The 21,162-nt window shown below is 44.5% G+C and carries 12 protein-coding genes; 8 read left to right on the forward strand and 4 right to left on the reverse strand.

Annotated features, from left to right (window positions below; translation table 11 throughout):
* Positions 1 to 200: 200 nt before the first annotated feature.
* Complete coding sequence (locus tag LQZ07_RS07280) at positions 201 to 1,190, reverse strand: zinc-dependent alcohol dehydrogenase family protein (RefSeq protein ID WP_152779948.1); 990 nt, start codon at positions 1,188 to 1,190, stop codon at positions 201 to 203.
* Positions 1,191 to 1,495: 305 nt separating this feature from the next.
* Between LQZ07_RS07280 and LQZ07_RS07285 the strand changes: the two genes are divergently transcribed.
* From LQZ07_RS07285 to LQZ07_RS07300, 4 genes are all read left to right on the forward strand, one after another.
* Positions 1,496 to 2,371, forward strand: a complete 876-nt coding sequence (locus tag LQZ07_RS07285) for a radical SAM protein (RefSeq protein WP_152779946.1) — start codon at positions 1,496 to 1,498, stop codon at positions 2,369 to 2,371.
* A 427-nt stretch (positions 2,372 to 2,798) separates the two neighbouring features.
* Positions 2,799 to 3,644: an enoyl-CoA hydratase/isomerase family protein gene (locus tag LQZ07_RS07290; RefSeq protein WP_016400918.1), complete on the forward strand. Its 846-nt coding sequence runs from the start codon at positions 2,799 to 2,801 to the stop codon at positions 3,642 to 3,644.
* A gap of 135 nt (positions 3,645 to 3,779) precedes the next feature.
* On the forward strand, positions 3,780 to 4,028 hold the full coding sequence (locus tag LQZ07_RS07295) for a YdcH family protein (protein ID WP_152779944.1): 249 nt from the start codon (positions 3,780 to 3,782) through the stop codon (positions 4,026 to 4,028).
* A 195-nt stretch (positions 4,029 to 4,223) separates the two neighbouring features.
* Positions 4,224 to 4,640 carry a hypothetical protein gene (locus LQZ07_RS07300; protein WP_152779942.1) on the forward strand — a complete coding sequence of 139 codons (417 nt, stop codon included), beginning with the start codon at positions 4,224 to 4,226 and terminating at the stop codon, positions 4,638 to 4,640.
* A gap of 62 nt (positions 4,641 to 4,702) precedes the next feature.
* Here the strand turns inward: LQZ07_RS07300 and LQZ07_RS07305 are convergent, their stop codons facing one another.
* From LQZ07_RS07305 to rsgA, 3 genes are all read right to left on the reverse strand, one after another.
* Complete coding sequence (locus LQZ07_RS07305) at positions 4,703 to 5,608, reverse strand: SMP-30/gluconolactonase/LRE family protein (protein ID WP_194164060.1); 906 nt, start codon at positions 5,606 to 5,608, stop codon at positions 4,703 to 4,705.
* A 229-nt stretch (positions 5,609 to 5,837) separates the two neighbouring features.
* The gene (locus tag LQZ07_RS07310; protein ID WP_152779938.1) at positions 5,838 to 7,250 is read right to left on the reverse strand and encodes an N-acylglucosamine 2-epimerase; all 1,413 of its coding nucleotides are present in this window, start codon (positions 7,248 to 7,250) and stop codon (positions 5,838 to 5,840) included.
* Between the two features lie 151 nt (positions 7,251 to 7,401).
* Complete coding sequence (gene rsgA / locus LQZ07_RS07315) at positions 7,402 to 8,457, reverse strand: ribosome small subunit-dependent GTPase A (RefSeq protein WP_152779936.1); 1,056 nt, start codon at positions 8,455 to 8,457, stop codon at positions 7,402 to 7,404.
* A gap of 343 nt (positions 8,458 to 8,800) precedes the next feature.
* Here rsgA and LQZ07_RS07320 point away from each other — a divergent pair, with 343 nt between their 5' ends.
* The 4 genes from LQZ07_RS07320 to LQZ07_RS07335 all read left to right on the forward strand — a co-directional run bounded on the left by LQZ07_RS07320 (position 8,801) and on the right by LQZ07_RS07335 (position 21,152).
* On the forward strand, positions 8,801 to 9,511 hold the full coding sequence (locus LQZ07_RS07320; protein WP_152779934.1) for a pirin family protein: 711 nt from the start codon (positions 8,801 to 8,803) through the stop codon (positions 9,509 to 9,511).
* A 316-nt stretch (positions 9,512 to 9,827) separates the two neighbouring features.
* On the forward strand, positions 9,828 to 12,383 hold the full coding sequence (locus LQZ07_RS07325; RefSeq protein ID WP_152779932.1) for a glycosyl hydrolase family 8: 2,556 nt from the start codon (positions 9,828 to 9,830) through the stop codon (positions 12,381 to 12,383).
* Between the two features lie 336 nt (positions 12,384 to 12,719).
* On the forward strand, positions 12,720 to 15,542 hold the full coding sequence (locus LQZ07_RS07330) for a glycosyl hydrolase family 8 (RefSeq protein WP_152779930.1): 2,823 nt from the start codon (positions 12,720 to 12,722) through the stop codon (positions 15,540 to 15,542).
* Between the two features lie 216 nt (positions 15,543 to 15,758).
* Complete coding sequence (locus LQZ07_RS07335) at positions 15,759 to 21,152, forward strand: response regulator (protein WP_152779928.1); 5,394 nt, start codon at positions 15,759 to 15,761, stop codon at positions 21,150 to 21,152.
* The last annotated feature ends 10 nt before the right edge of the window (positions 21,153 to 21,162 follow it).

A 21,162-nucleotide genomic window follows, 5' to 3' on the forward strand; every position in this document is an offset into this window, starting at 1 on the left:
TTTACGGCAAGCCACTAAGCGTTATGGGTAGCGACTAGGGTCTGTTGGCCTTTGCTGATGGTTTTTGCAGCAATTTATTAGCCATTTAGGCAAGGCAGTGAGTGTGCATTTAAGTGGGCTTAATAATCACTCGCTAACGCTGAATAAATGGCTAAGAAATGCTGCCCGAACAAAATTTCAACACCAAAGATCAACAGACCTTAGTTAATATCAACGACTACCTTGCCAATTGCTTGACCACTGGCTAGGCGATCGTGCGCTGCCGCTGCATCGGCTAGGGCAAATTGTTGGCTATCAAGTACTGGTTTTAGTTCGCCAGCCTCAACAATTTTTGCCAGTGCTTCAAGGATCTTGCCGTGCGCAGCTCGACCTTGGTTGTAGATCATCGGTAAAAGCATAAACACAACATGTAAAGACAGGCCCTTCATGTGTACCATGGTTAAGTCTTGTTCGTGCATAGACAGCGTGGTGGCAATCTGACCGTTTAGCTTGGCCGCTTCAATAGAGTTATTGATATTGGCACCGCCCACTGAATCAAAAATCACGTCAAATCCAGCACCCTTGGTGTACTTTTCAACATAGTCTGCAACGGCTTCGGTTTTGAAGTCGATTGCTGTTGCGCCAAGCGCTGCGATGAGATCGGTTTGCTCGCCAGCAGCACCAGTTGCAAAAACCTCAGTTCCAAAATGTTTAGCAAGTTGTAGTGCAACATGTCCTACGCCACCGGCACCACCATGAACAAGTACTTTTTGACCTGCTGTAATGCCTGCTCTAACCAAACCTTCGTAGGCGGTAATACCCACTAACGGTAGTGCAGCTGCTTCTTGCATTGAGATGTTGCTTGGCTTGTGAGCCACTAAATTCGCGTCTGCCAGCATGTATTCTGCCAACGAGCCTTGCAGTTCACCAAGACCACCAGCACAGCCGTATACTTCATCTCCAACCTTAAAGTTGTTTACGCCTTCACCAACCGCTTCAACTGTACCCGCGAAATCCATTCCCAAAACACCTGGGAGCTTAGGGTGAAAAGGTAAGGCTTCACCCATGTCACGAATCATCATGTCGATGGTGTTAACGCTAGACGCCGCAACCTTTATTAACAGGTGACCTGATTTAAGCTCTGGTTTGGCTATTTCTGCTGTTTCAAATACCTTGCTGTCACCGAATGCGCGAATCACAGTTGCTTTCATGATGATGAACCTCTATCCGTTATTGTTTGTCATTGATTGGGGTTCAGTATAGGCAGCATGCTTAGTTTGATAAGAAGGACAAATACAAAATCAGTTTTAAGTTTTTGTTAATAATGAAGTGTCACTTGGAATAGTGAGACCTATCAGGCCCTAATAACATTTTGGAAGTAGGTTTATCAGCGACCTTACCTTAGCTGCATTATTAAATTTTTATTAACACTGATTATGCGTTTCACTTTCTTATCCCTGCTCAGACATAGCAGTAGACTTCTCGGCAATAAACGCCCTAGGTTGAGGAACCTAATATGCATTATGAAGGTAAAATCTATCGTCCTTGGATGGAAGCCAAGAGTGTACTTATTCAAACCACGCTAGGTTGCAGCAATAACCAGTGTACCTTCTGTACTATGTTCGACGACAAACGTTTTAAAGTGCGTGAGCTTGAGGCGATCTTTAAAGACATTGATGAAGCGAGATTGTTACATCGCCAAGTCGAGTCAATATTTCTTATCGACGGCAATGTAATGGCGATGCGCACCGACAAGCTGTTAAAGATCCTAGATAAAATAAAAGTGACCTTTCCTGAGCTAAAGCACTTGGCGCTGTATTCGGGCTTTAACGATTTTCGTCGTAAGAGTATGTCGGAGCTAAAAGAACTGCGTTCGGCGGGGCTAACTACTGCTTATTCAGGATTAGAGTCTGGCGACCCTATCGTGCTGGAGCGGATTAAAAAGGGCATGACACGTGAGCATGCAATTAAAGGTATGGAGATGGCGCGTGAAGCAAATATTCAAGTGCTTGCCTCGTTTATCTTTGGTCTTGGTGGCAAAGAGCGCTCTGTTGAGCATGCAAAAAACACCACTAGTTTGCTTAATATTATGCGTCCAGATGCGATTGCGCCAATGGCGCTTGCTATTCAACCGGGTAGCGAGTTGGAGCGGGAGCTACACCGGGGAGAGTTTGCTCTACCCACACCGCTACAGATTCTAGAAGAGGAAAAGTACTTGCTGGAAAACATGGATGATTTCCCGTGTTATTACTGGGGTGACCATGGTAACAACATAGCGTCTATGCGCGGGGTTTGGCCCGAGGTTCGCCAATCTTTCTTGCAGAACATTAATCAGCATATCGCGCATAATCCAATGGCGAAGAAAAATGCGATTGAGACCTATGCATGGTAGAAAATTGCCCAGAAATTTAATCTAAAAACATTTAACATCAAGTTAATCAGCGGCTGCACTAGAGCCGCTTTTTTTATTGGTTTAAATAAAGCTTAAAGTGACTTTTTAATGCTAGTTTGCCATTCACCACCACCTGTTATTTCTCAAGATTTTTCTTATTAAGCGAGTTTCGGTTTGTAGTGATGAACTGCTTTTTGTGTGTTCAGGTTAGAAACACTTTTCGACCTTGCTGTAGCCATGCATTAATTAGGTTTCTCTTATGTTTGAACTCTAAATTAATCATTAAATTCAACGGCTTACATTGTTAATTTTTTCTTTATTTAGTTTCGTTTTTTCTTTGATTGTTTAAACAATGAGCTAGGAATACTTTGTAATTAGTTATCCACGGGCTGATAACGAAACAATCATAAAATGGAAGGAACTGAATATGGCTTACCAAGGCTACACAACATTTAGCGCAAAACAAGATGACGCGATTTTATATGTCACTTTTGATTTTGGAACGGTTAACGTACAAGGTCAGGAGATGCTAGCTGACCTAAACGGTTTGGCGCTGCGTTTAGAACGCGATCGCAGTGTAAAAGTGGTGGTATTTCAATCGGCAAATCCAGAAATTTGGGTATGTCATTATGATACGGACTTGCTTAAAGACATGTCGACGGAGGCGGTATCTCGCGAAGACGCAAAACTACTCGACTTACAAGCAGTGCTTGAGCGCATTAGTAAACTGCCTCAAGCGACCATTGCTAAACTTGAAGGCTTTGCCCGTGGCGGCGGTCATGAGTTTGCCTTAGCTTGTGATATGCGCTTTGCAGCACGCGGCAAATACAAATTCATGCAAATGGAAGTGGGCATGGGCATCTTGCCATGCGGCGGAGGTGCTTCACGTATGGCTCGCCAAGTAGGTTTGGGTCGTGCTTTAGAAATTGTATTAAGCGCGCGTGATTTTAGTGCTGACGAAGCAGAAGCTTACGGCACCATTAACAAGGCCTTAGAACCTGATGAAATTGGCCCTTATGTTGATGCGCTCGCGCAACGTATATCTAAATTCCCTGCCGAATCAATTAACGCTTGTAAGCAGATGGTGTACGAGTCAATCGATAAACCGATAGATGAAGCGCTTAAAGCAGAAGCTTATTGGCTATACCAAGCTACCAGTAAAACGCCTGCTGTTAAGCGTTTCCAAATTGCTGACGAGCAGGGTTTAGAGCACGATATCGAGAACCAGCGTAACTGGGAACAGTTAGTTATGAATGTTCAAGATATTAACTAGAACAAGCTAACAAGAAAGCTCCTACGGTGTTAACTCGAAAGAGAAACGAGGAGCTTTCTTATTTCTATAGCTCATCAAGCCAAGCGCTAAAGCGAATAGTTTATTCACCCCAATCAACAAAATAAGAGGTTCACTATGCTAGGTGAAAGCCATTCATTACTGCACGAATTCCCTAAGTCTAAAGCAAGTATTTTAAGCTTAGTTAACAGCGACGAAAATTTTGCTAAAGATGCTCAGCAATATGAAAACTTAGACAATAAAATTAGAGATTTAGAACTCAGCAATTCACCGATTGACGATCAAGCCATGCACCAGTTAAAGCACGACCGTTCTCTGCTAAAAGACTCGCTCTATCAGCGGATCTTGCAAGCGGAAAAGGAATAACAAAAAGCCAGCAGAGCCAAGGCTCGAGTTTAAGCCAGAGAGTAAGTTACTTTAGTTAGGTTGCTGCATATGTTTAAACCAAGACAGTATGATTTACTTATGTTTTATTTCAGGCATGGGTAGATTTTTATGTCTTATTGATTTTTATAATACTAAATGCTTAAATCTCGAGCTTACTGTTTTCAAGGATGAAGTATGAACAAGAGTTTCCCCGTTTTATTAGTGACTTTAGTCTTGTCGGCTTGCGCCGCAACAAGGCCAACAGTTGAAGAGGTTGTAGCGAGTTATCACACAGACCTAAATGCTCCTCATAAAGAAGAATTACGAGAGAAAATTGTAGATTCATGTTCTTTATTTCGGTACAAGACCAAAAATCTTGAAGGGGGATGTTATTTGTCGGGGGATGTCATTGTTCATGAATACCGTTTAAAAAACAATCGTATGGAGTGGGGGCCAGCGGCGGCTGCAACCATTACCAAAAGTGCTTTAAAAGAAGTTTGCGAAGATGATAACGATGTACTTAATTATGGATTTGCCCTGTTGGTCAATCTAGAAGGTAAAAACGGTTTTGTAGGCAAACTTAAAAGCTATGATGATTGTTTAAGCCTCTAATTTTTTCTATTGATTTAAAAAGCTCAAGCTAGCGCTTGAGCTTTTTTGATTGGGAAAGCTCACTAATCCGCCGGATATTCTTTGATAGCAAACGTTGGTGTTGTTATACCTTTAATATCATCAAGTTCTATGGCAAAAACGCCGCCACTTAGCGGATAATCGCGTAGCTGTTGCTCACTCATGCCTTCACGAGCGCTCACTACATATAAGGTGCTTAACTTTGGCCCGCCAAAGGCACACTTGGTGACATTAAGTGCTGGAATGGCAATCTGCCGTTCGAGTTTTCCCTCCGGCGTATAGCGGCTTACTTGAGCACCGTTATAGTGGGCGACCCAAATGTGTTGCTCTGCGTCGATAGTTATTCCGTCGGGATTACCAAAACTGCGGTCTACGTGCAGCCAATCCTGTAGTTCTTTAATATTGCCATCATTGCTAAGCTTGCCGCGTTTTATGATGAAGTTTTCGGTATCTACAAAATATCCGTAGCCTTGTTTATCACAAAAGGTTGGGCCATTGGTGACCCAGTATTGCTCACTTAACGAGCTAAGGCTAAGCGCTGGCGTTAAGCGGTAAAATTTTCCTGAGTCTTGTTTTATTTGGCAATCCATTGAACCTAACCAAAGATCACCATTTGGGGCAACCCAGGCATCATTAAGGCGGTTGTCTGGTAACTGAGGTTCTGGGTCTAGTAAAGGATAAACTGTTCCGTCGCGTAACAGTTTAACGCCGTCGGCATAGGTGGCGACAAAGGTGGTGCTTTCTCCGGGTATCTGGGTCGGTAAAACTGCGCTAATCATAGGCTTTTGCGACCAGCTTTGTTGCTCTCCTGAGCTTGGCTGATAGCGGTGTAAAGTTTCTTTAAGAATGTCTACCCAATAGAGCGCTTGCTCTTGCTCTATCCATACAACGCCTTCGCCTAAACGCGCTTCGGCTTGCCAAATACATTCCACGGTATATTGCTGCGACATTCTTGTTCCTTTGCTACACATGCCCACTGAATGGGATTATCTCATCTCATTAAACCCTGATCGATGGTAACACTTCGTAGCTTGGGGATGTTTTGTTTCATCGGGTTTCAGCATCTTTGTGAGTTAAGAACAGGTGGAGTTAACAGGTGCTTGTAGAAGAGGGCGTTATTATTAAGAGCGCTTTAAACACTTGGCCGAACAGTTTTAGTCGGCCAAGTTGTTTTACAGGCTATTTCGCTCGCTTAATGCCAATATCTTGGTAGTTAACTTGGCTAATGGCTAAACCCTGCCAGTTATCAAAGGCTTTAGCTTGGCTTGTTTTAGCTTGATAAAAATAAGGTTGGCGCAAAGCGGCTTGCTCTGCGGGCATGGCAAAGTATAAACGGGCACTTTCGCCATTTAGTTGAGCGCTAGTGAGATAGGCGACGAGTGCATGCTCGAGCGCATGGTAATCACTTTTCCAAAGATGAATTTTGAGCCCCTGATTGGCAACCGGATAGGTGCCGCCATCTTCGGCGATAAAACGCTCAAACCATTGTGGATAGGTATTGGCTAGGTAACGTTTAGCCTTAGGTTCGACTAAAGCTAGGCTTGCGGCCGCTTGATCGAGTTCTGCATATTCCCACCAAATAGCTGGAGCGCCATTAGGTAGGCGACGCCATCCGCCTTCGCCTTGTTCAATAAAGGCAGCTTGCAAGGTGGCCTGAAGGCCTTGCTTACTTTGGTTAACAAGTTGCTGTTGGCCTAAATACTCGGCGGCTAACCAACTCATCCACCAAGATTTAGCCGTATGACCAAAATCATTATGGCGGGCAGAGTCTGGTTGGTAATTATCGCCGTGCTTGGTGCCCCAAAAACGGAAATCATCGGGGCGCAAAAACTGCTGCGTGATGGTGTTAAGCAGTTTAGAAAGATCATTATCCCACTGGCTTTTGTGAGGCTCTGGTAGCAATGGCGATATTAGCAACATATAGGCGTTTATTTGGTCGAGTTGCGCCACAAGCTCAACTTCTTCTCCAGTGCCGTTGGTGGATGCCGCATTTACCCAGCGCAAGCGCTGTTGTTGCTCGTCCCAATATTTATCAAATATATAATCTTTAACTTTTAGTAGATCATTGAGTACTGCTTTATCGCCGGTTAAGTAGTAGTAAAAGGCCATGCCTAATTGAGCGTAGGCAAGGTCTTGAGTGGTACGTTGTTTAGCTGAAAATTTTGATTGTCCGTTTTCGGTCACGCTCACTACTGAGCCTTGCTCTTCTAGTAAATGCGTGCGCAAGTAGTCAACGCCAGCCTTGGCGAGTTGCAAGGCCTGCTTATCACCAGTGAGGTGAAAGATCACCCCATAAACAAAGGTGTGCCTAGCTTGCATGCGGGTGTAGCTTTCTCCCAAATGGGGCTTCATCCAGCTGGGAGCCGCGTTGAGCTCAGAACAGGGGCTAGCCTGAGTAAAAGCGGAGCCGTCGTTACAACGATAAGTTGGAAAGTTACCTATCGGTGAACCATGGGCATCTTGGTGTAACCAAAAAGGAGCCAGCTCATTTTCTACGCTATCAAGCCAACGCTGGGCAGAAGGGATTTGCAAATCGCCCGCTTGGGCATTGCCGTTAGCAATTAAACACACACTGAGTAATACTCGTTTCACAGTCTATTTCCTCAAGCTAAAACGCCATCGCTTAAGAGTTTATCTGAGCATCGATAGAAAAAATCAGTGTTAGTACACAGTTTTAGCTGACTTATTGATAGATAGGATGGTTGGAAGATAGGCGATAGCAATACGCTATCGCCTATAAGGTTTACCCGCGTTGTTTCAACTGCTTAACACTGTTTTGAACACGTCGATAAAACTTGCCTAAGTCTCTATCGGTGGCTCGTCGCTCAGCTACGCTGGCGGCGTTAAACTGTTGCTCACGCATTAGTTTGTGGTAGTTCACTAAGCGCCTTTCATCCAGTAGGCCCTGGCTTATGGCTTGTTGCACTTGGCAGCCGGGCTCACTGTTGTGTTGGCAATCGGCGAACTTACAATGCTCGGCGAGCTCAGTAATATCGTTGAAGGTGGCATTTACCCCTTCTTCACAATCGCTGAGTTGTAGCTCACGCATACCGGGAGTGTCTAGCAGTAAGCCGCCGTTCTCCATTAGGTGCATTGAGCGCGCCGTGGTTGTGTGCCTACCTTTACTATCGGCTTCTCTAATTTCCCCTGTTTGGCTAGTTTGTTCACCTAACAGCGTATTAATTAGGGTAGATTTGCCCACCCCTGAAGAGCCCATAAAGGCAACCGTTTGGCCCTGCTTACACCAAGGGTTAAGTTTGGCCACCTCGTTGGCATCCAGCGAGTTGACTGCTTCAACCATTAACATGGGATCAAGCTTTTGTACTTGCTGGATAAAGCTGGGTACGTCGTCACAAGTATCGGCTTTAGTTAGCACCACCACTGGGTCTACTTTTGCTTCATTAGCTAAGGCCAAATAACGTTCAATACGGCTTAGATTAAAGTTATTGTTCAATGAACATACGATAAATACCGTGTCTACATTAGCGGCAATTAGCTGTAGTTCTGCACGGGTACCTACTGCCTTACGGCTAAATAAGGTAGCGGGTTCGAGTTGCTTTACAAATTTAGCCTCGGGTGTATTGGCTTGCTCTAACAATAACCAGTCACCTACGGCCATTTTAGGCATATTGGGGTGAATGGTGATGCGTTGTAAGCCAAGTTCACTAGCGACCAAATATTCACTGCGGTGCTGTTCAAATACGCGCGCAGCAGTGTACGAACTTAGTTCGTCTAAATTAAGTTGTTGTTGAAAAAAGGGTTTCCATCCAAGTTGAGATAGAGAAAAAGAAATACCCATTTGAGATTACCCCAAGCACAGTTGTGCTATAAAAAGAATATAGGGGTCGTTGTTACGCCCCGGTAATAACCGGGCTGAGCAGGAGTAACAGAGTTACGCTTGTTCCTCAGCCCGAGAAGGGTTGATTACAATCATTTTGTATCCTCGCTATTGACTAAAAATCGGCTAAATAATAGCAAATGATGTGGGCGAACCCCACAATTACTTGAATAACTATTGAGACAAATCAGGTCTTGGATCTTTAAGGCTTAACAGCCACACTGTTTAAAACGATCTTATGAATAACTGCGTATAGCTTATTAAAGCTTTATTACTAACACGAGCAAGAGAAGTGGAGTAGGGTATGCATTATTTTCGACCCGCACGTGAACGCGGATCTGTTGATTTAGGTTGGCTTAAAAGCCAACACAGTTTTTCCTTTGCCAATTATTACGACCCCAAACACATGGGGTATTCAGTATTGCGAGTTATTAATCAAGATAGTGTTGCCCCCAGCAAGGGTTTTGACACCCATCAACACAAAGATATGGAAATCATTTCCTACGTAACCCATGGCGCCGTTGAACATCGAGATAGCATGGGGAATCGTTATCAAGTTCCTGCCGGTGATATTCAAGTAATGAGTGCAGGCACTGGGCTTAGTCATTCCGAGTTTAATTGCTCTGATGTTGACGATTTAGAGTTTTTGCAAATATGGATAAAACCGCAGCAAACTGGTTTGGCTCCTGCCTACCAGCAAGCGCGGATTAGTCAGGAGGAGTTACTAACCCCACTTGTCACTCCTGATGGCCGCGATGGTTCGCTAATTATGAATCAAGACGCTGCACTCTATCGCCTTGCACTTAAGCCGAATAGCCAGTTTGAACTAGAAGTGATGAAAGCGTGTGGCTATTTGCATGTGGTTAGCGGTGCAGCAAACTTGCAGCAAGCTTCTGGTAGTGCTTATACGGTTCGACCCGGCGATGGGGTAGGTGTATCAGGTGAAGAAGCCTTAAGCATAAAAACTGAAAGCTACGCCCTAGAAGCGCTTTGGTTTGATTTGCCCAGTGCCTGAACCGCGTAATTGGCAGGTTTTATTATCCATTAAGTAATATCTATTTCTTAGTTAAACCCTTATGCATAGGCGGTGTTGGCGTTAACATTTGTTTATCTTGTTCACAAAAAAAACATAAAAACGTACAGTTTTTCATCACTCATAATGATAGATTGCATTTTAACTTGGGCTTTTTCCTCTTACTGCTATGGTTGCGCTGCATATAAAAGCAACTACAGCAAACAACAAACAATTACTTGAGCTGTTAGGTGAGGGGTGTTCATAGCCTTAGCCAACACCTGCCACTCAGGGCCAACTATGTAAGAGGATAAATGGAATGATCTCAAATAAACCCGTGCTGGCTTTATTGAGCCTAGCGCTATGGTCGCCATTAAGTTCAGCAGAGTTACTACAAAAGTTTGAGCTGGAAAATGGAAGTTTGTTACCCGGTTACTCAAGCGCAATTGATAGTCCGTTTAACGGTGTTGCAGCTTATGCAAACAATGATGGCGTGCAAGCTACAGCGCAAATTAGTAATACACCCGGCCAGTTTCGGTTAGATATTAGTGGCGCGAGTAGCGCCAATAATGCAGCGGGTATTAGTGTTTACCTTGATGATAAAAAAATAGGTGCAACAGAGTTTGTGGGCACTGCAGCATCGCTTGGTAGCATTAGTTTCAAACTAGACACGATGCCGCTTAACTCGAGCCTTTCGTTTAAATTAGAAACCGATGATGGCAGTAACGATACCTATTTAGATTGGTTTGAGCTGCATCGTGTAGGCGATATAGCTGCCTTGCCTGCGGCGCCAGTATTGCCAAGTGATGGGGCATACAATACCGGCGTATACCGCAATATGTTTGCCGAGCTTGGTTACTCAAAAGCTGAGGTTGAAGCACGTGTTCAAGCGGTATATGACCAGCTATTCCATAGTACTGATACCGCCAATAAAGCGATATTTATTCCGGTGGGTGATGATATGGCCTACATCTGGGATGTAGGCAACAACGATGTGCGTAGTGAGGGCATGTCTTATGGCTTGATGATGGCGGTGCAAATGAACCGCCAAGACGACTTCAACAAGCTTTGGAAATGGGCGCACACTTACTCACTAAACAAATCGGGTGTTAACAAAGGCTACTTTGCTTGGAAGGTAAGCACCGCTGGTGACGTACAAGATGCCTACCCAGCGCCCGATGGTGAAGAATACTTTGCCACAGCTTTGTTTTTTGCTTCTCACCGTTGGGGTGATGGCACAGGTATTTACAATTACAGCGCGCAAGCTAATCAGATCCTTGATGATATGTACGGTAACGGCGAGATGCGTTACAACAATCAAGGTCAGTTAGAGGAAATCAGTCTGTTTGATCACAATGAAAAACAAATTGTGTTCTCTCCAGCCACACCTTCCGACAGAAACTGGACAGATCCTTCCTACCACCTTCCTGCATTTTACGAGTTGTGGGCGCGTTGGGCGAACAACAACAATCAATTTTGGGCGGACATTGCTACTACCAGCCGCGCATTTTTGAAAACCACCGTTAACCCAGCCAATGGTTTAAGCCCCGATTATGCTTATTTTGATGGCACTCCGCATGGCGAGTTTCAAGCTTGGAAAACCACCTTCCAATATGATGCTTGGCGCACCGTTGGTAATGCCGCAATGGACTTTGCGTGGTGGCAAAAGGATCCCTGGCAAACTCAATATGTAAATAGCTTGCAAGCCTTCTTTAAGAGCGAAGGAATAGATTCTTACTCAAGCCTGTATGAGCTTAATGGTACGCCTTATCAAAACAATAGTGACCACTCTCCTGGTTTAGTAGCGATGAATGCTTTAGCTAGTTTAGCGGCTAACGATCAACAAGCTTGGGAGTTTGTGCAAGCCCTTTGGGATACTCCAGTACCTAGTGGTCAGTGGCGTTATTACGATGGCACCTTATACATGTTTGGCATGCTGGCATTAAGTGGTAACTATCAGATTTATTGCCCAGCTGGAGAATGTGATACGGTTGTTCCACCTACCGAGAATCGATCTCCGGTGGCGGTAAATGACAGCGTCACAACTGCTCAAGATACGCCGCTAGTGGTTAGTGTTTTGCAAAATGACAGTGATCCTGATGGCGATGCCATTAGCATTGTGAGTTTTACCCAAGCAAGCAACGGCAGTGTTAGCCAAGTCGGTGATGGTTTAAGTTACTCGCCAAATAGCAATTACTCGGGCAGCGATAGCTTTAGCTATACCATTAGCGATGGGCAACTAGAAGCAAGTGCTACTGTGTCTGTTACGGTAACAGACACTACGGTGAATAACCCCCCTAGCGCCTGTTTTACCGTGAGCAGTGACGCGGCAACAGTTGGTCAGTCAATTGATTTTGACGCTAGTTGCGCAAACGATGTAGACGGTGATGTGCTGAGTTATGCTTGGAGCTTTGGTGATAATAATGGCGCCACAGGGGCTACAGCTAGCCACAGTTACAGTGCTGCTGGTACTTATCAAGCAAGCTTAACGGTAAGCGATGGTAAGGGTGCTAGTGATGTTTATAGTGTAAGCATTGTGGTTAGCAACTCAGATAACGGCCCTGGCGGCGCGGTGTGTAGCTACACGGTAGATAATGATTGGAATAGTGGCTTTGTGGCCAGTATTACTATTAGCAACCAAGGTACAACTGCGATAAATGGCTGGCAAGTGAGCTGGGCGTACAGTGACGGCTCTTCCGTTACTAGCAGCTGGAATAGCACGCTAACCGGTAGTCAGCCTTATGTGGCTAGCTCGTTATCTTGGAACTCGACGATTCAACCTGGGCAATCGGTGACCTTTGGTTTACAAGGCTCTAAAGGCACAGTAAACACGCCTGCTGAAGTAGTCACACTTGGAGGCTCAAGCTGTAATTAAGCTAATTGATTAAAGCAAAACAATTTAAGAGAGGCATTAGCCTCTCTTTTAGTTTTTAGCGCTTTAATGCAAAAATCCTTATCATAATTTTGTGAATGTTAACGTTAACTTTTTGTTAACTTTGTTCACATTTCTGTATGAAATTTGTACGTTATTTCTTTTCTCTTTCATGATCACTTTCATTCTGCCTTGGATAATTTTTGAGCGCTGCTATGGTTTGTGCTGCATTTGGCCTTTGCTCTAGTTACCGATACTGATATGGGCGATCCAATCGTTTAAAAACCAAATAATATTCGATGGCTGAAGTGCGTTATTGCATAGATGAGGATAAAAGGAATGATCTTTAAAAGAACAGTATTAACGCTGTTAAGTATTGGGGTGTTATCTCCAGTATGTTCGGCCGAAGTACTACAAAAATTCGAAATGGAGAATGGCAGTTTACTGCCTGGTTATTCGGGGCTAATTAACAGCCCATTTAATGGTGTAGCTGCTTATGCCAATAATGATGGGCTTGAAACATCGGCTCAAATATCAAATATTCCGGGCGAGTTTCGCCTTGATATTCGAGGAGCAAGTAGTGCCAATAATGCTGCTGGTATTAGCGTTTATCTCGGCGGCCAAAAAATCGGTGCTACAGAATTTTCGGGGACGAGCGCCTCAGTAAATAGCATCAATTTTAAGCTCGAAACTCAGCCAAGTTCGGCTAATCTTCAATTTAGACTAGAAACCGATAACGGAAGTAATGACACCTTTCTCGACTGGTATGAGTTACACCGAGTTGGTGACATTGCACCGCTGCCCGATGCACCCGTTTTACCTAGCGCAGGCGCTTACGACACCGGTGTATACCGCAACATGTTCCAAGAGCTTGGTTACTCCAAAGCTGAAGTAGATGCCAAAGTACAAGCGGTCTACGATCAGCTATTCCATAGCAGTGATACGACTAACCAAGCGATTTTTATTCCGGTTGGCAACGACATGGCCTATATCTGGGATGTGGGCAACAACGATGTGCGTAGTGAAGGCATGTCGTACGGCATGATGATGGCAGTACAAATGGGCCGTCAGGATGACTTTGACAAGTTGTGGAAGTGGGCGCACACCTATTCGCTCAATAAATCGGGTAACAACAAAGGTTACTTTGCTTGGAAGGTGAGCACTTCAGGCAATATTCAAGATGCGAATCCGGCCCCCGATGGTGAAGAGTATTTTGTAACCGCCTTATTTTTTGCCTCTCACCTTTGGGGAGATGGCAGCGGTATTTTCAACTACAGCGCGCAAGCGAATCAAATCTTAAAAGACATGTATGGTAACGGCGAGACCCGTTACAACAACCAAGGTCAGTTAGAAGAATTTAGTTTGTTCAACCATGCGGAAAAACAAATAGTGTTTTCTCCAGCTACACCAACCGACAGAAACTGGACCGATCCTTCATACCACCTGCCAGCATTTTATGAGTTGTGGGCGCGTTGGGCCGACAATAACAATGCGTTTTGGGCTGATTTAGCGGTCACCAGTCGCGCCTTCTTAAAAACAACGCTTAACCCTGCTAACGGTTTAAGCCCCGATTATGCTTACTTTGATGGTACGCCACATGGTGATTTCCAAAACTGGAAAGATACCTTCCAATACGATGCTTGGCGCACCGTGGGCAACGCAGCAATGGACTTCGCTTGGTGGCAAGCCGACCCTTGGCAAACTACCTACGTAAATAGTCTGCAGAGCTTCTTTAAGAGTGAAGGCATCGACTCTTACGCGAGTTTGTATGAATTAGATGGAACGCCTTATCAAAACAATTCTGATCATTCCCCAGGCTTAGTGGCCATGAATGCGCTGGCGAGTTTGGCCTCTAACAACCAACGTTCATGGGAGTTTATTCAAGCTTTTTGGGATACCCCGGTACCAAGCGGAAAATACCGCTACTACGACGGTACCTTGTATATGTTTGGCATGTTGGCACTAAGCGGTAACTATCGAATTATTTGTCCAGCGGGTGAGTGTGATGTAGTTACCCCTCCACCATCTGGTGGGAATAACCCTCCAAACGCCAATAACGACAGCAGCACGACCACAGAGGATACCGCAGTAAGCATTGCGGTACTGCAAAATGATAGCGATGCCGACGGTGATGCATTATCTATTACCAGTTATACCCAAGCTGGCAACGGTAGCGTTAGCCAAGTTGGTGACTCATTAAATTATTCTCCTAATAGTGGTTTTGTTGGCAGCGATAGTTTTAGTTACACCATTAGTGATGGCCAAGCCAGCGCTAGCGCAACCGTGACTATAACTGTTACAGCTAATGATAATGGAGGCACACCGCCTACAGAGGGAGAATTACTTGAGCAAGTTGAGTTGGAAACTGGAGTGATTACACCGTCTTATCGCCAACCCATTACGTCACCATACGCTGGCGTCATTCTTTACGGAAATGGTGAAGCGGTAACGGTTAGCAGCAGTAACTTAGCAGCAGGCGACTATAGCTTGGTGATTAATGGCTCATCCAGCAATAACACGGCAGCGGGTATTAGTGTTTATGCCGACAATGTAAAAGTAGGGACAGCTAGCTTTATCGGTACCAGCAGAACCGAGCAAACGATTGGTTTTAGCTTAACTAGTGCAGCAAGCTCACTTAAATTTGTATTAGAAACCGATGTTGGGCAAAACGATACCTTGCTCGATTGGTACCAGCTATATAGCGGCAGCAGCACTGGTGGAGGTAATCCAAGCACTCCTAGTGAAGTACTCATTCAAGCAGAAGACTATAACCAGTATTACGATACCACTAGTGGCAATGCGGGGGGCAGTTACCGTAGTGACGATGTAGATCTACAAATCACTTCCGATGTAGGTGGCGGTTATAACCTTGGTTGGACCGCAGCAGGGGAGTGGCTTGAGTATGGGGTTAATTTGCCTGCAGGCAGCTATAACATCGAGTTTAGAGTAGCTTCTAATCCAGGTGGCGGGCGTTATAGCTTAGAGGCCGATGGCCAAACTGTAGTCTCGGCCAGTGACGTGGCGGCTACCGGTGGTTGGCAAAACTGGGTGAGCCAGAACAAAACTAACATAACACTCAGTGGTGGTACTCAAACTCTTCGTTTTAATGTTTTGCAGGGTAACTTTAATCTAAATTGGATTAAAATCTCTCCCGCAAACTAAACGATATTGACTGATATGGCAGCGCCAGCTGCCATATTTCTATACTTATCATTAATGTGAATTGTATCGCCGCAAATCTCACTTTCTATTCGGCAGCTTCCAAGTAATAGACTACTCTTTTAGTGAGTATTTAAGCCAAGTAGCTCTCTACTTCTTGCAGTAAATCATCAGCTTAAATGCCCGTTGAAATTACACATCAGACTTGGATAAAGGAATATGCTGAGCCGAATCACCGCTGCAATTGTAGCGATATTAAGTTTACTGCTAGCTGCCAACGCTTGGTCTCAATCTCAAGTTGAAGAGTTTACTCAACAAGAAAAACAATGGATTGCTGAGAATACGGTTGTATCAGTAGCCCCCGATGCAAACTTTTACCCCTATGCATTTATTAACCTTCAAGGTGATTTTGATGGAGTGACTCGCTCGTACCTTGATGTTATTGAAGAAATTTCTGGGCTTCGTTTCGATTACAAATTGGGTATGCAATGGAAAGACATGTTGCAGGGCCTAAAAAGTGGCGAGTTCTCGTTGATTCCAATGATGTACTTAGACTCAGCCAAACAAGACTTTGTTAATTACTCGCATCCATTTTTGCTACATACCGAATATGTCTTTACCCAAAGCGACGTTCCTACCATTGCCAGTGTTGATGATTTAGCCGGAAAAGTGGTTGCCATTGTTGAAGGGTTTGAGCAAGTAAATTGGTTAAAAACAAACTTTCCCCAGTTAAAGTTTAAAACCTATCCAGAGCTGTCGCATACACTACAAGCAGTCGCCGACGGTGAAGCCTACGCTGCTATTGCCGAGCTGAGTTCCGCGCTGTATATCAAAAACAAGTTGCGTTTAAGCAACATTAAAAATAACTCTGTGGTGTTGGGGCGGAAAAACATTCCTATTCATATGGGCTTGGCTAAACACTCTCCTGTATTGCTATCCATCATCGACAAGTCGATCAAAAAAATAGACATAGCTACCCGCAACAAAATTCGTGGGCGTTGGTTAACAGACAGTTCGTCTCAGCAGTTGCTGCCGGGAGCATTTGGTTTTGGCCGCCCCCCCTACATGTATGACCAAAGCTCTGAAGTGGGCCTAGAGCTGGAAATTGTTCGCGAAGTCTTATCCTCTATAGGTTATCAACTAGGGGACATAGAACAAATTCCTACTGTGCGGGCTCATGAAATATTAAGTGAGGATCAAAGCTTAGATTTTTCGGCCGGCTTGGTGGCAAAAAAAGATGATGAGTTATTTTATTCCGATAACATTGTGCAGTTTCACAATGTGGCATTAACCCGTAAAACCGATCAGCTCAATATTACTAAGGTCTCTCAGCTTGCTGAGTTTAGCGTAACCGCCTTTGAGGGCGCATCTGAGGTGCTAGGTAAGTCTTTAGCCGGCGTTGCTAAGGTATCTTCGAGCTATCAAGAATATGGTGTTCAAGAGCAATCCTTGGAGCAGTTCTTTTCTGGTAATGCTCAAGTGATTATCGCAGACCAAAGCTTGCTGGAGTGGACGATAAAACATTCGGGCTTAACGGCCTTACTGCAAAGTGATTTTGTGGTTCATGACATTTTTGAGCAAGCCGACGTTGGTTATGCCGTTGCTTTTAGAAATGAATATTATCGCGACATTTTTAATCAAGCTTTACAGGAGTTTAAGCAAAGTGCTGATTACTCCAAACTGAACGACTTATACGCCAAGTCAGACTTTAGTAATCAAATAAAGCGCGCCAGTTTATTGAGTGATGTGCTTGCTCCGTACATTTTTAATGATGACCTTAAAATCATTAAACATATCGCGGGTGTTTTTCAGAAAAATTCGAATATAAAAGCCATTGTTGTTAGCTCAGACTCCCCACCTAAGGTGATATTTAAAGCTCAAGAAATAGACGGTCAACTCAAAGAGGTGGATGTACTGCAGATTAGCCACCTGAGCAAGCTGTCTAAAGAAAGCTACTTTGTGCATAACAACAACCCCGATAAAGTGGGTGAGGTTATTCTGTATTTTGAAGCCACAAGCTCCTCGCAAATTGGTAGCCCCAGCATTCCAAATATCAGTCGATTTACTTTATTAAACGAAGAGCAAACGGCCGATCTAAGAGACAGTTACGAGCGCCACCAATTGTCTGGCCAGCAAATCAACTTCACCAAAGAAGAATTAGCCTGGATGGCTGATAATCCTGAAGTAGCGGTAGCTGTTGATCCTTCTGCTTTACCCTATGAAGCCTTCGATGAAGATGGCAACTACATTGGGATAGTGGCTGATTATTTGCAGCTATTAAGTGTGAGCACGGGTTTAACGCTTAAACCCGTGCCTGTCGAGAGTTGGCAAGATTCTCTTAAGTTGATTCAAAATCGCGAGGTAAAGCTGGTATCTGCGGCACTTAATAATAAGTGGTTAGAACTGGATTATCATCCTGCGCTGCCTTTGGTGGAAAGCGAGTTAGCCTACATGGGCTTAGAGCGAGATGGCTTTTTTGGTTCAGCTGAGCAGTTGGCGGGTAAGAAAATAGGCATTATAAAAGGAGCTTCGCAAACCCGCAGTATTGTTAATCGTTATCCCGATATTGACTGGCAATACCCAGAGAACACCGAGCAAGGTTTTATCGCTGTAGCCGATGGTGAATATCACGGCATGGTCGATAGCTTGTTGGTGCTTAACTACCTGATTCAAACGCGTGGTTACAGCCAGATGGCGATCGCGGCTGACTTTGACCGAGAGATTGTATCTACGTTGTTTGTGATTAAGTCAGAGCCTTTGTTACATAGCATCATTAATAAAGCGATTGATGCTGTAACTCAACAGCAAAGTGATGACATTACTTTAAGCTGGGTACCTAACAAACTGGTTGAAAAAGTAGACTACGGCTTGGTTACTCAAATTTCTATGGGTGCCTTGGTATTAATATTTTTAACGCTGTTTTGGAACCGAAAGCTGGCCTCACATATCAAAGCCAGAGAGTTAGCAGAGCAAAAAATCCAACAACGCGAGCAGCTGCTGTTCGATATGCTCAATGCTGCGCCGATTGGGGTAGCCATTGTACAAAATAACAAAACCGTTTTTTCTAATAAAACCTGCCGTGACATGTTTGGCGTGGAAGCAAATGAGCTGGATGATTTTCAAGTTACCAATATTTATTGTGATATTAGCCAGCGCGATGAATGCTACAGAAAATTGGCCTTGGGAGAGGAAGTTGCCAATGTCGAAATGAACTTTAAACGCACCGATGGTAGCCAATTTATCGGCTCGGCTAACTACTTAAATACCCAGTTTAAAGACCAACCAGCGGTATTGTTTTGGTGTTACGACATTAGTGAACTTAAAGATCTGAATAATCAGCTGAGCTTGGCCATTGATGAAGCCGACAATGCCAACAAAGCTAAATCAGATTTCTTGGCTAATATGAGCCATGAAATTCGTACCCCAATGAACGCCATTATTGGCATGACGCACTTGGCGCTAAATGCTGAGCTGGACCGCAAAACTCGCGGTTACCTAAATAAAGTTTCCCATGCTGCAGCTTCTTTACTTGGGATCATTAACGATATTCTCGATTTCTCGAAAATAGAAGCTGGCAAACTGGACATGGAATGCTTAGATATTAGCATTAAAGATATCTTGCAAAACCAGCTCAACTTAATCGAGTTAAAGGCTCAGGATAAAGGGGTTGAGGTGCTCATAGTGGTCGAGCCTTCGGTGCCGCATAACCTTATGGGCGACCCGCTTCGCTTAGGGCAAATATTCACTAACTTGGCCAGCAATGCGATTAAGTTTACAGAGCAGGGCGAAATTGCTTTCTCAGTTAAATTATTGGAACAGCAAACCAACCGTGCCAAATTGCAGTTTTCGGTGCGCGACACGGGCATTGGTATCTCGCCCGAGCAACAACAAAAACTGTTTCAATCATTCACTCAAGCGGATGCCTCTACCACCCGTCAATACGGCGGAACCGGCTTAGGTTTAACTATTTGTAAGCGATTAGTTGAGCTAATGGAAGGTGACATTTGGCTAGAGAGCGCCTTGGGTGAAGGCACCGAGTTCTTGTTTACTGCATGGTTTAAGCTAAACCACGAACGGCCTGCCATGCGCAGTGCAATTAGCCCAACCAGCCTAGAAAATATGAGTATTCTAGTGGTGGATGATAACGAAAGTGCAGCGGAGATCATGGCCTCTATTGTGTCCTCTTTTGGCCCAGAAGTTAGCGTGGTGCATGCAGGCTCAGAAGCTCAGGCCTTAGTGGCTAAACACTCTAATAAATTTGATGTAGCCATTGTTGATTGGAATATGCCCGATATGGACGGCGTGGCCACTTGTGAAGCAATTCGCCAAGAAGCTGGCAGTCATCCGGTTAAATTCATTATGGTGTCGGCTTATGACCATGCTCGCTTTAAAGCGCAAAGTGAAGATGCTGGCGTTAGTGCATATTTAGCTAAACCGATTACGGCTTCGGAAGTTTTTAACGCCATAGCTGAAGTAAGTGGGCGCGATGTTGCCTTGTATACGCCGCTGGCCAAGCTTAGCGACAAACTCACTTTAGCCAAACAAAAGTTACAAGGCGCACATGTGCTGCTGGTGGAAGATAACGAGTTAAATCAAGACTTGGCTATAGAGCTACTTAACAGCATAGGGGTAAGTTGCGAGTTAGCAGAAAACGGCAAGTTAGCTATAGAGAAGCTACATCAAAGTGCTTTTGATGGGGTATTGATGGATATCCAAATGCCGGTCATGGATGGCTACACTGCCACTCAAAAGATTCGAGAGTTTGATTTAGAGCTGGTGATTATCGCCATGACCGCTAACGCCATGAGTGGCGATAGAGAGCGAGTGATAAGCGCTGGCATGAATGACTACATCAGCAAACCGATAGATGTTGAGGCTATGATAAACACCATGGCCGAGTGGATTAGCGCTTCTGGTTTGCAACAAACAGCACCTGTTAGTGCGCAAGAAGAGCCAGTGCCTTCGGGGATTACCGAAGGCTTAAATCCCGAGATTATTGATCAGGCTGCTGGTTTAGCAACGTGTAATGGCAACGCCAACTTATACTTCAAACTGCTGAATAAATTTAGCATCAACCAGCGCAGTTTTACGGAACAGTTTGAGCAAGCTTGCGGTGAGTCAGACTGGGTATTAGCTACCCGTTTAATTCATACTCTAAAAGGCAACGCTGGGAATATTGGAGCGCTTTCATTGCAAGCCGCAGCTGCCGAACTTGAAGCAGTTGCTGCCAGTATATTGTCGGCAGAGGGCAGCAATAGTTATAAAAATAGTCACGAGCGGATCCAGTCTTTATTGTCAGATGTAAGCACTTTACTAGAGTTGGTTTTTCAAGAAATAGACTTGTTATTGCCTAAAGGCACTACTCATGAGATAGCTGAAGACGATAGCCAACAGCAAAACAACCTGCAGCAACTTAAGGCCGAACTGACCACCCTAGAAGCACAGTTGGAAGAGTGCGACGTTGATGCAGTAGAGCGTATCGACGAACTAGCAGATCTTGCTTTTCCGCCCGAGGTGAAAAAGCAATTGTTGGGCATTAACAAGGCCGCAGCTGAGTATGACTTTGAAGCTGCGAGTGAGCAGTTGCAGCGCTTAAAATCACTTCTCAGTTGATGCATATCAT

It is taken from the genome of Agarivorans sp. B2Z047 (assembly GCF_023373605.1).
In the GTDB taxonomy this organism is placed as follows: Bacteria; Pseudomonadota; Gammaproteobacteria; order Enterobacterales; family Celerinatantimonadaceae; genus Agarivorans; species Agarivorans albus.

Coding starts and splice junctions, on each gene's coding strand:
- LQZ07_RS07335 (WP_152779928.1), top strand. CDS start 15,759: ATGCTGAGCCGAATCACCGCTGCAATTGTAGCGATATTAAGTTTACTG.
- LQZ07_RS07320 (WP_152779934.1), top strand. CDS start 8,801: ATGCATTATTTTCGACCCGCACGTGAACGCGGATCTGTTGATTTAGGT.
- LQZ07_RS07290 (WP_016400918.1), top strand. CDS start 2,799: ATGGCTTACCAAGGCTACACAACATTTAGCGCAAAACAAGATGACGCG.
- LQZ07_RS07305 (WP_194164060.1), bottom strand. CDS start 5,608: ATGTCGCAGCAATATACCGTGGAATGTATTTGGCAAGCCGAAGCGCGT.
- LQZ07_RS07300 (WP_152779942.1), top strand. CDS start 4,224: ATGAACAAGAGTTTCCCCGTTTTATTAGTGACTTTAGTCTTGTCGGCT.
- rsgA (WP_152779936.1), bottom strand. CDS start 8,457: ATGGGTATTTCTTTTTCTCTATCTCAACTTGGATGGAAACCCTTTTTT.
- LQZ07_RS07295 (WP_152779944.1), top strand. CDS start 3,780: ATGCTAGGTGAAAGCCATTCATTACTGCACGAATTCCCTAAGTCTAAA.
- LQZ07_RS07280 (WP_152779948.1), bottom strand. CDS start 1,190: ATGAAAGCAACTGTGATTCGCGCATTCGGTGACAGCAAGGTATTTGAA.
- LQZ07_RS07330 (WP_152779930.1), top strand. CDS start 12,720: ATGATCTTTAAAAGAACAGTATTAACGCTGTTAAGTATTGGGGTGTTA.
- LQZ07_RS07285 (WP_152779946.1), top strand. CDS start 1,496: ATGCATTATGAAGGTAAAATCTATCGTCCTTGGATGGAAGCCAAGAGT.
- LQZ07_RS07325 (WP_152779932.1), top strand. CDS start 9,828: ATGATCTCAAATAAACCCGTGCTGGCTTTATTGAGCCTAGCGCTATGG.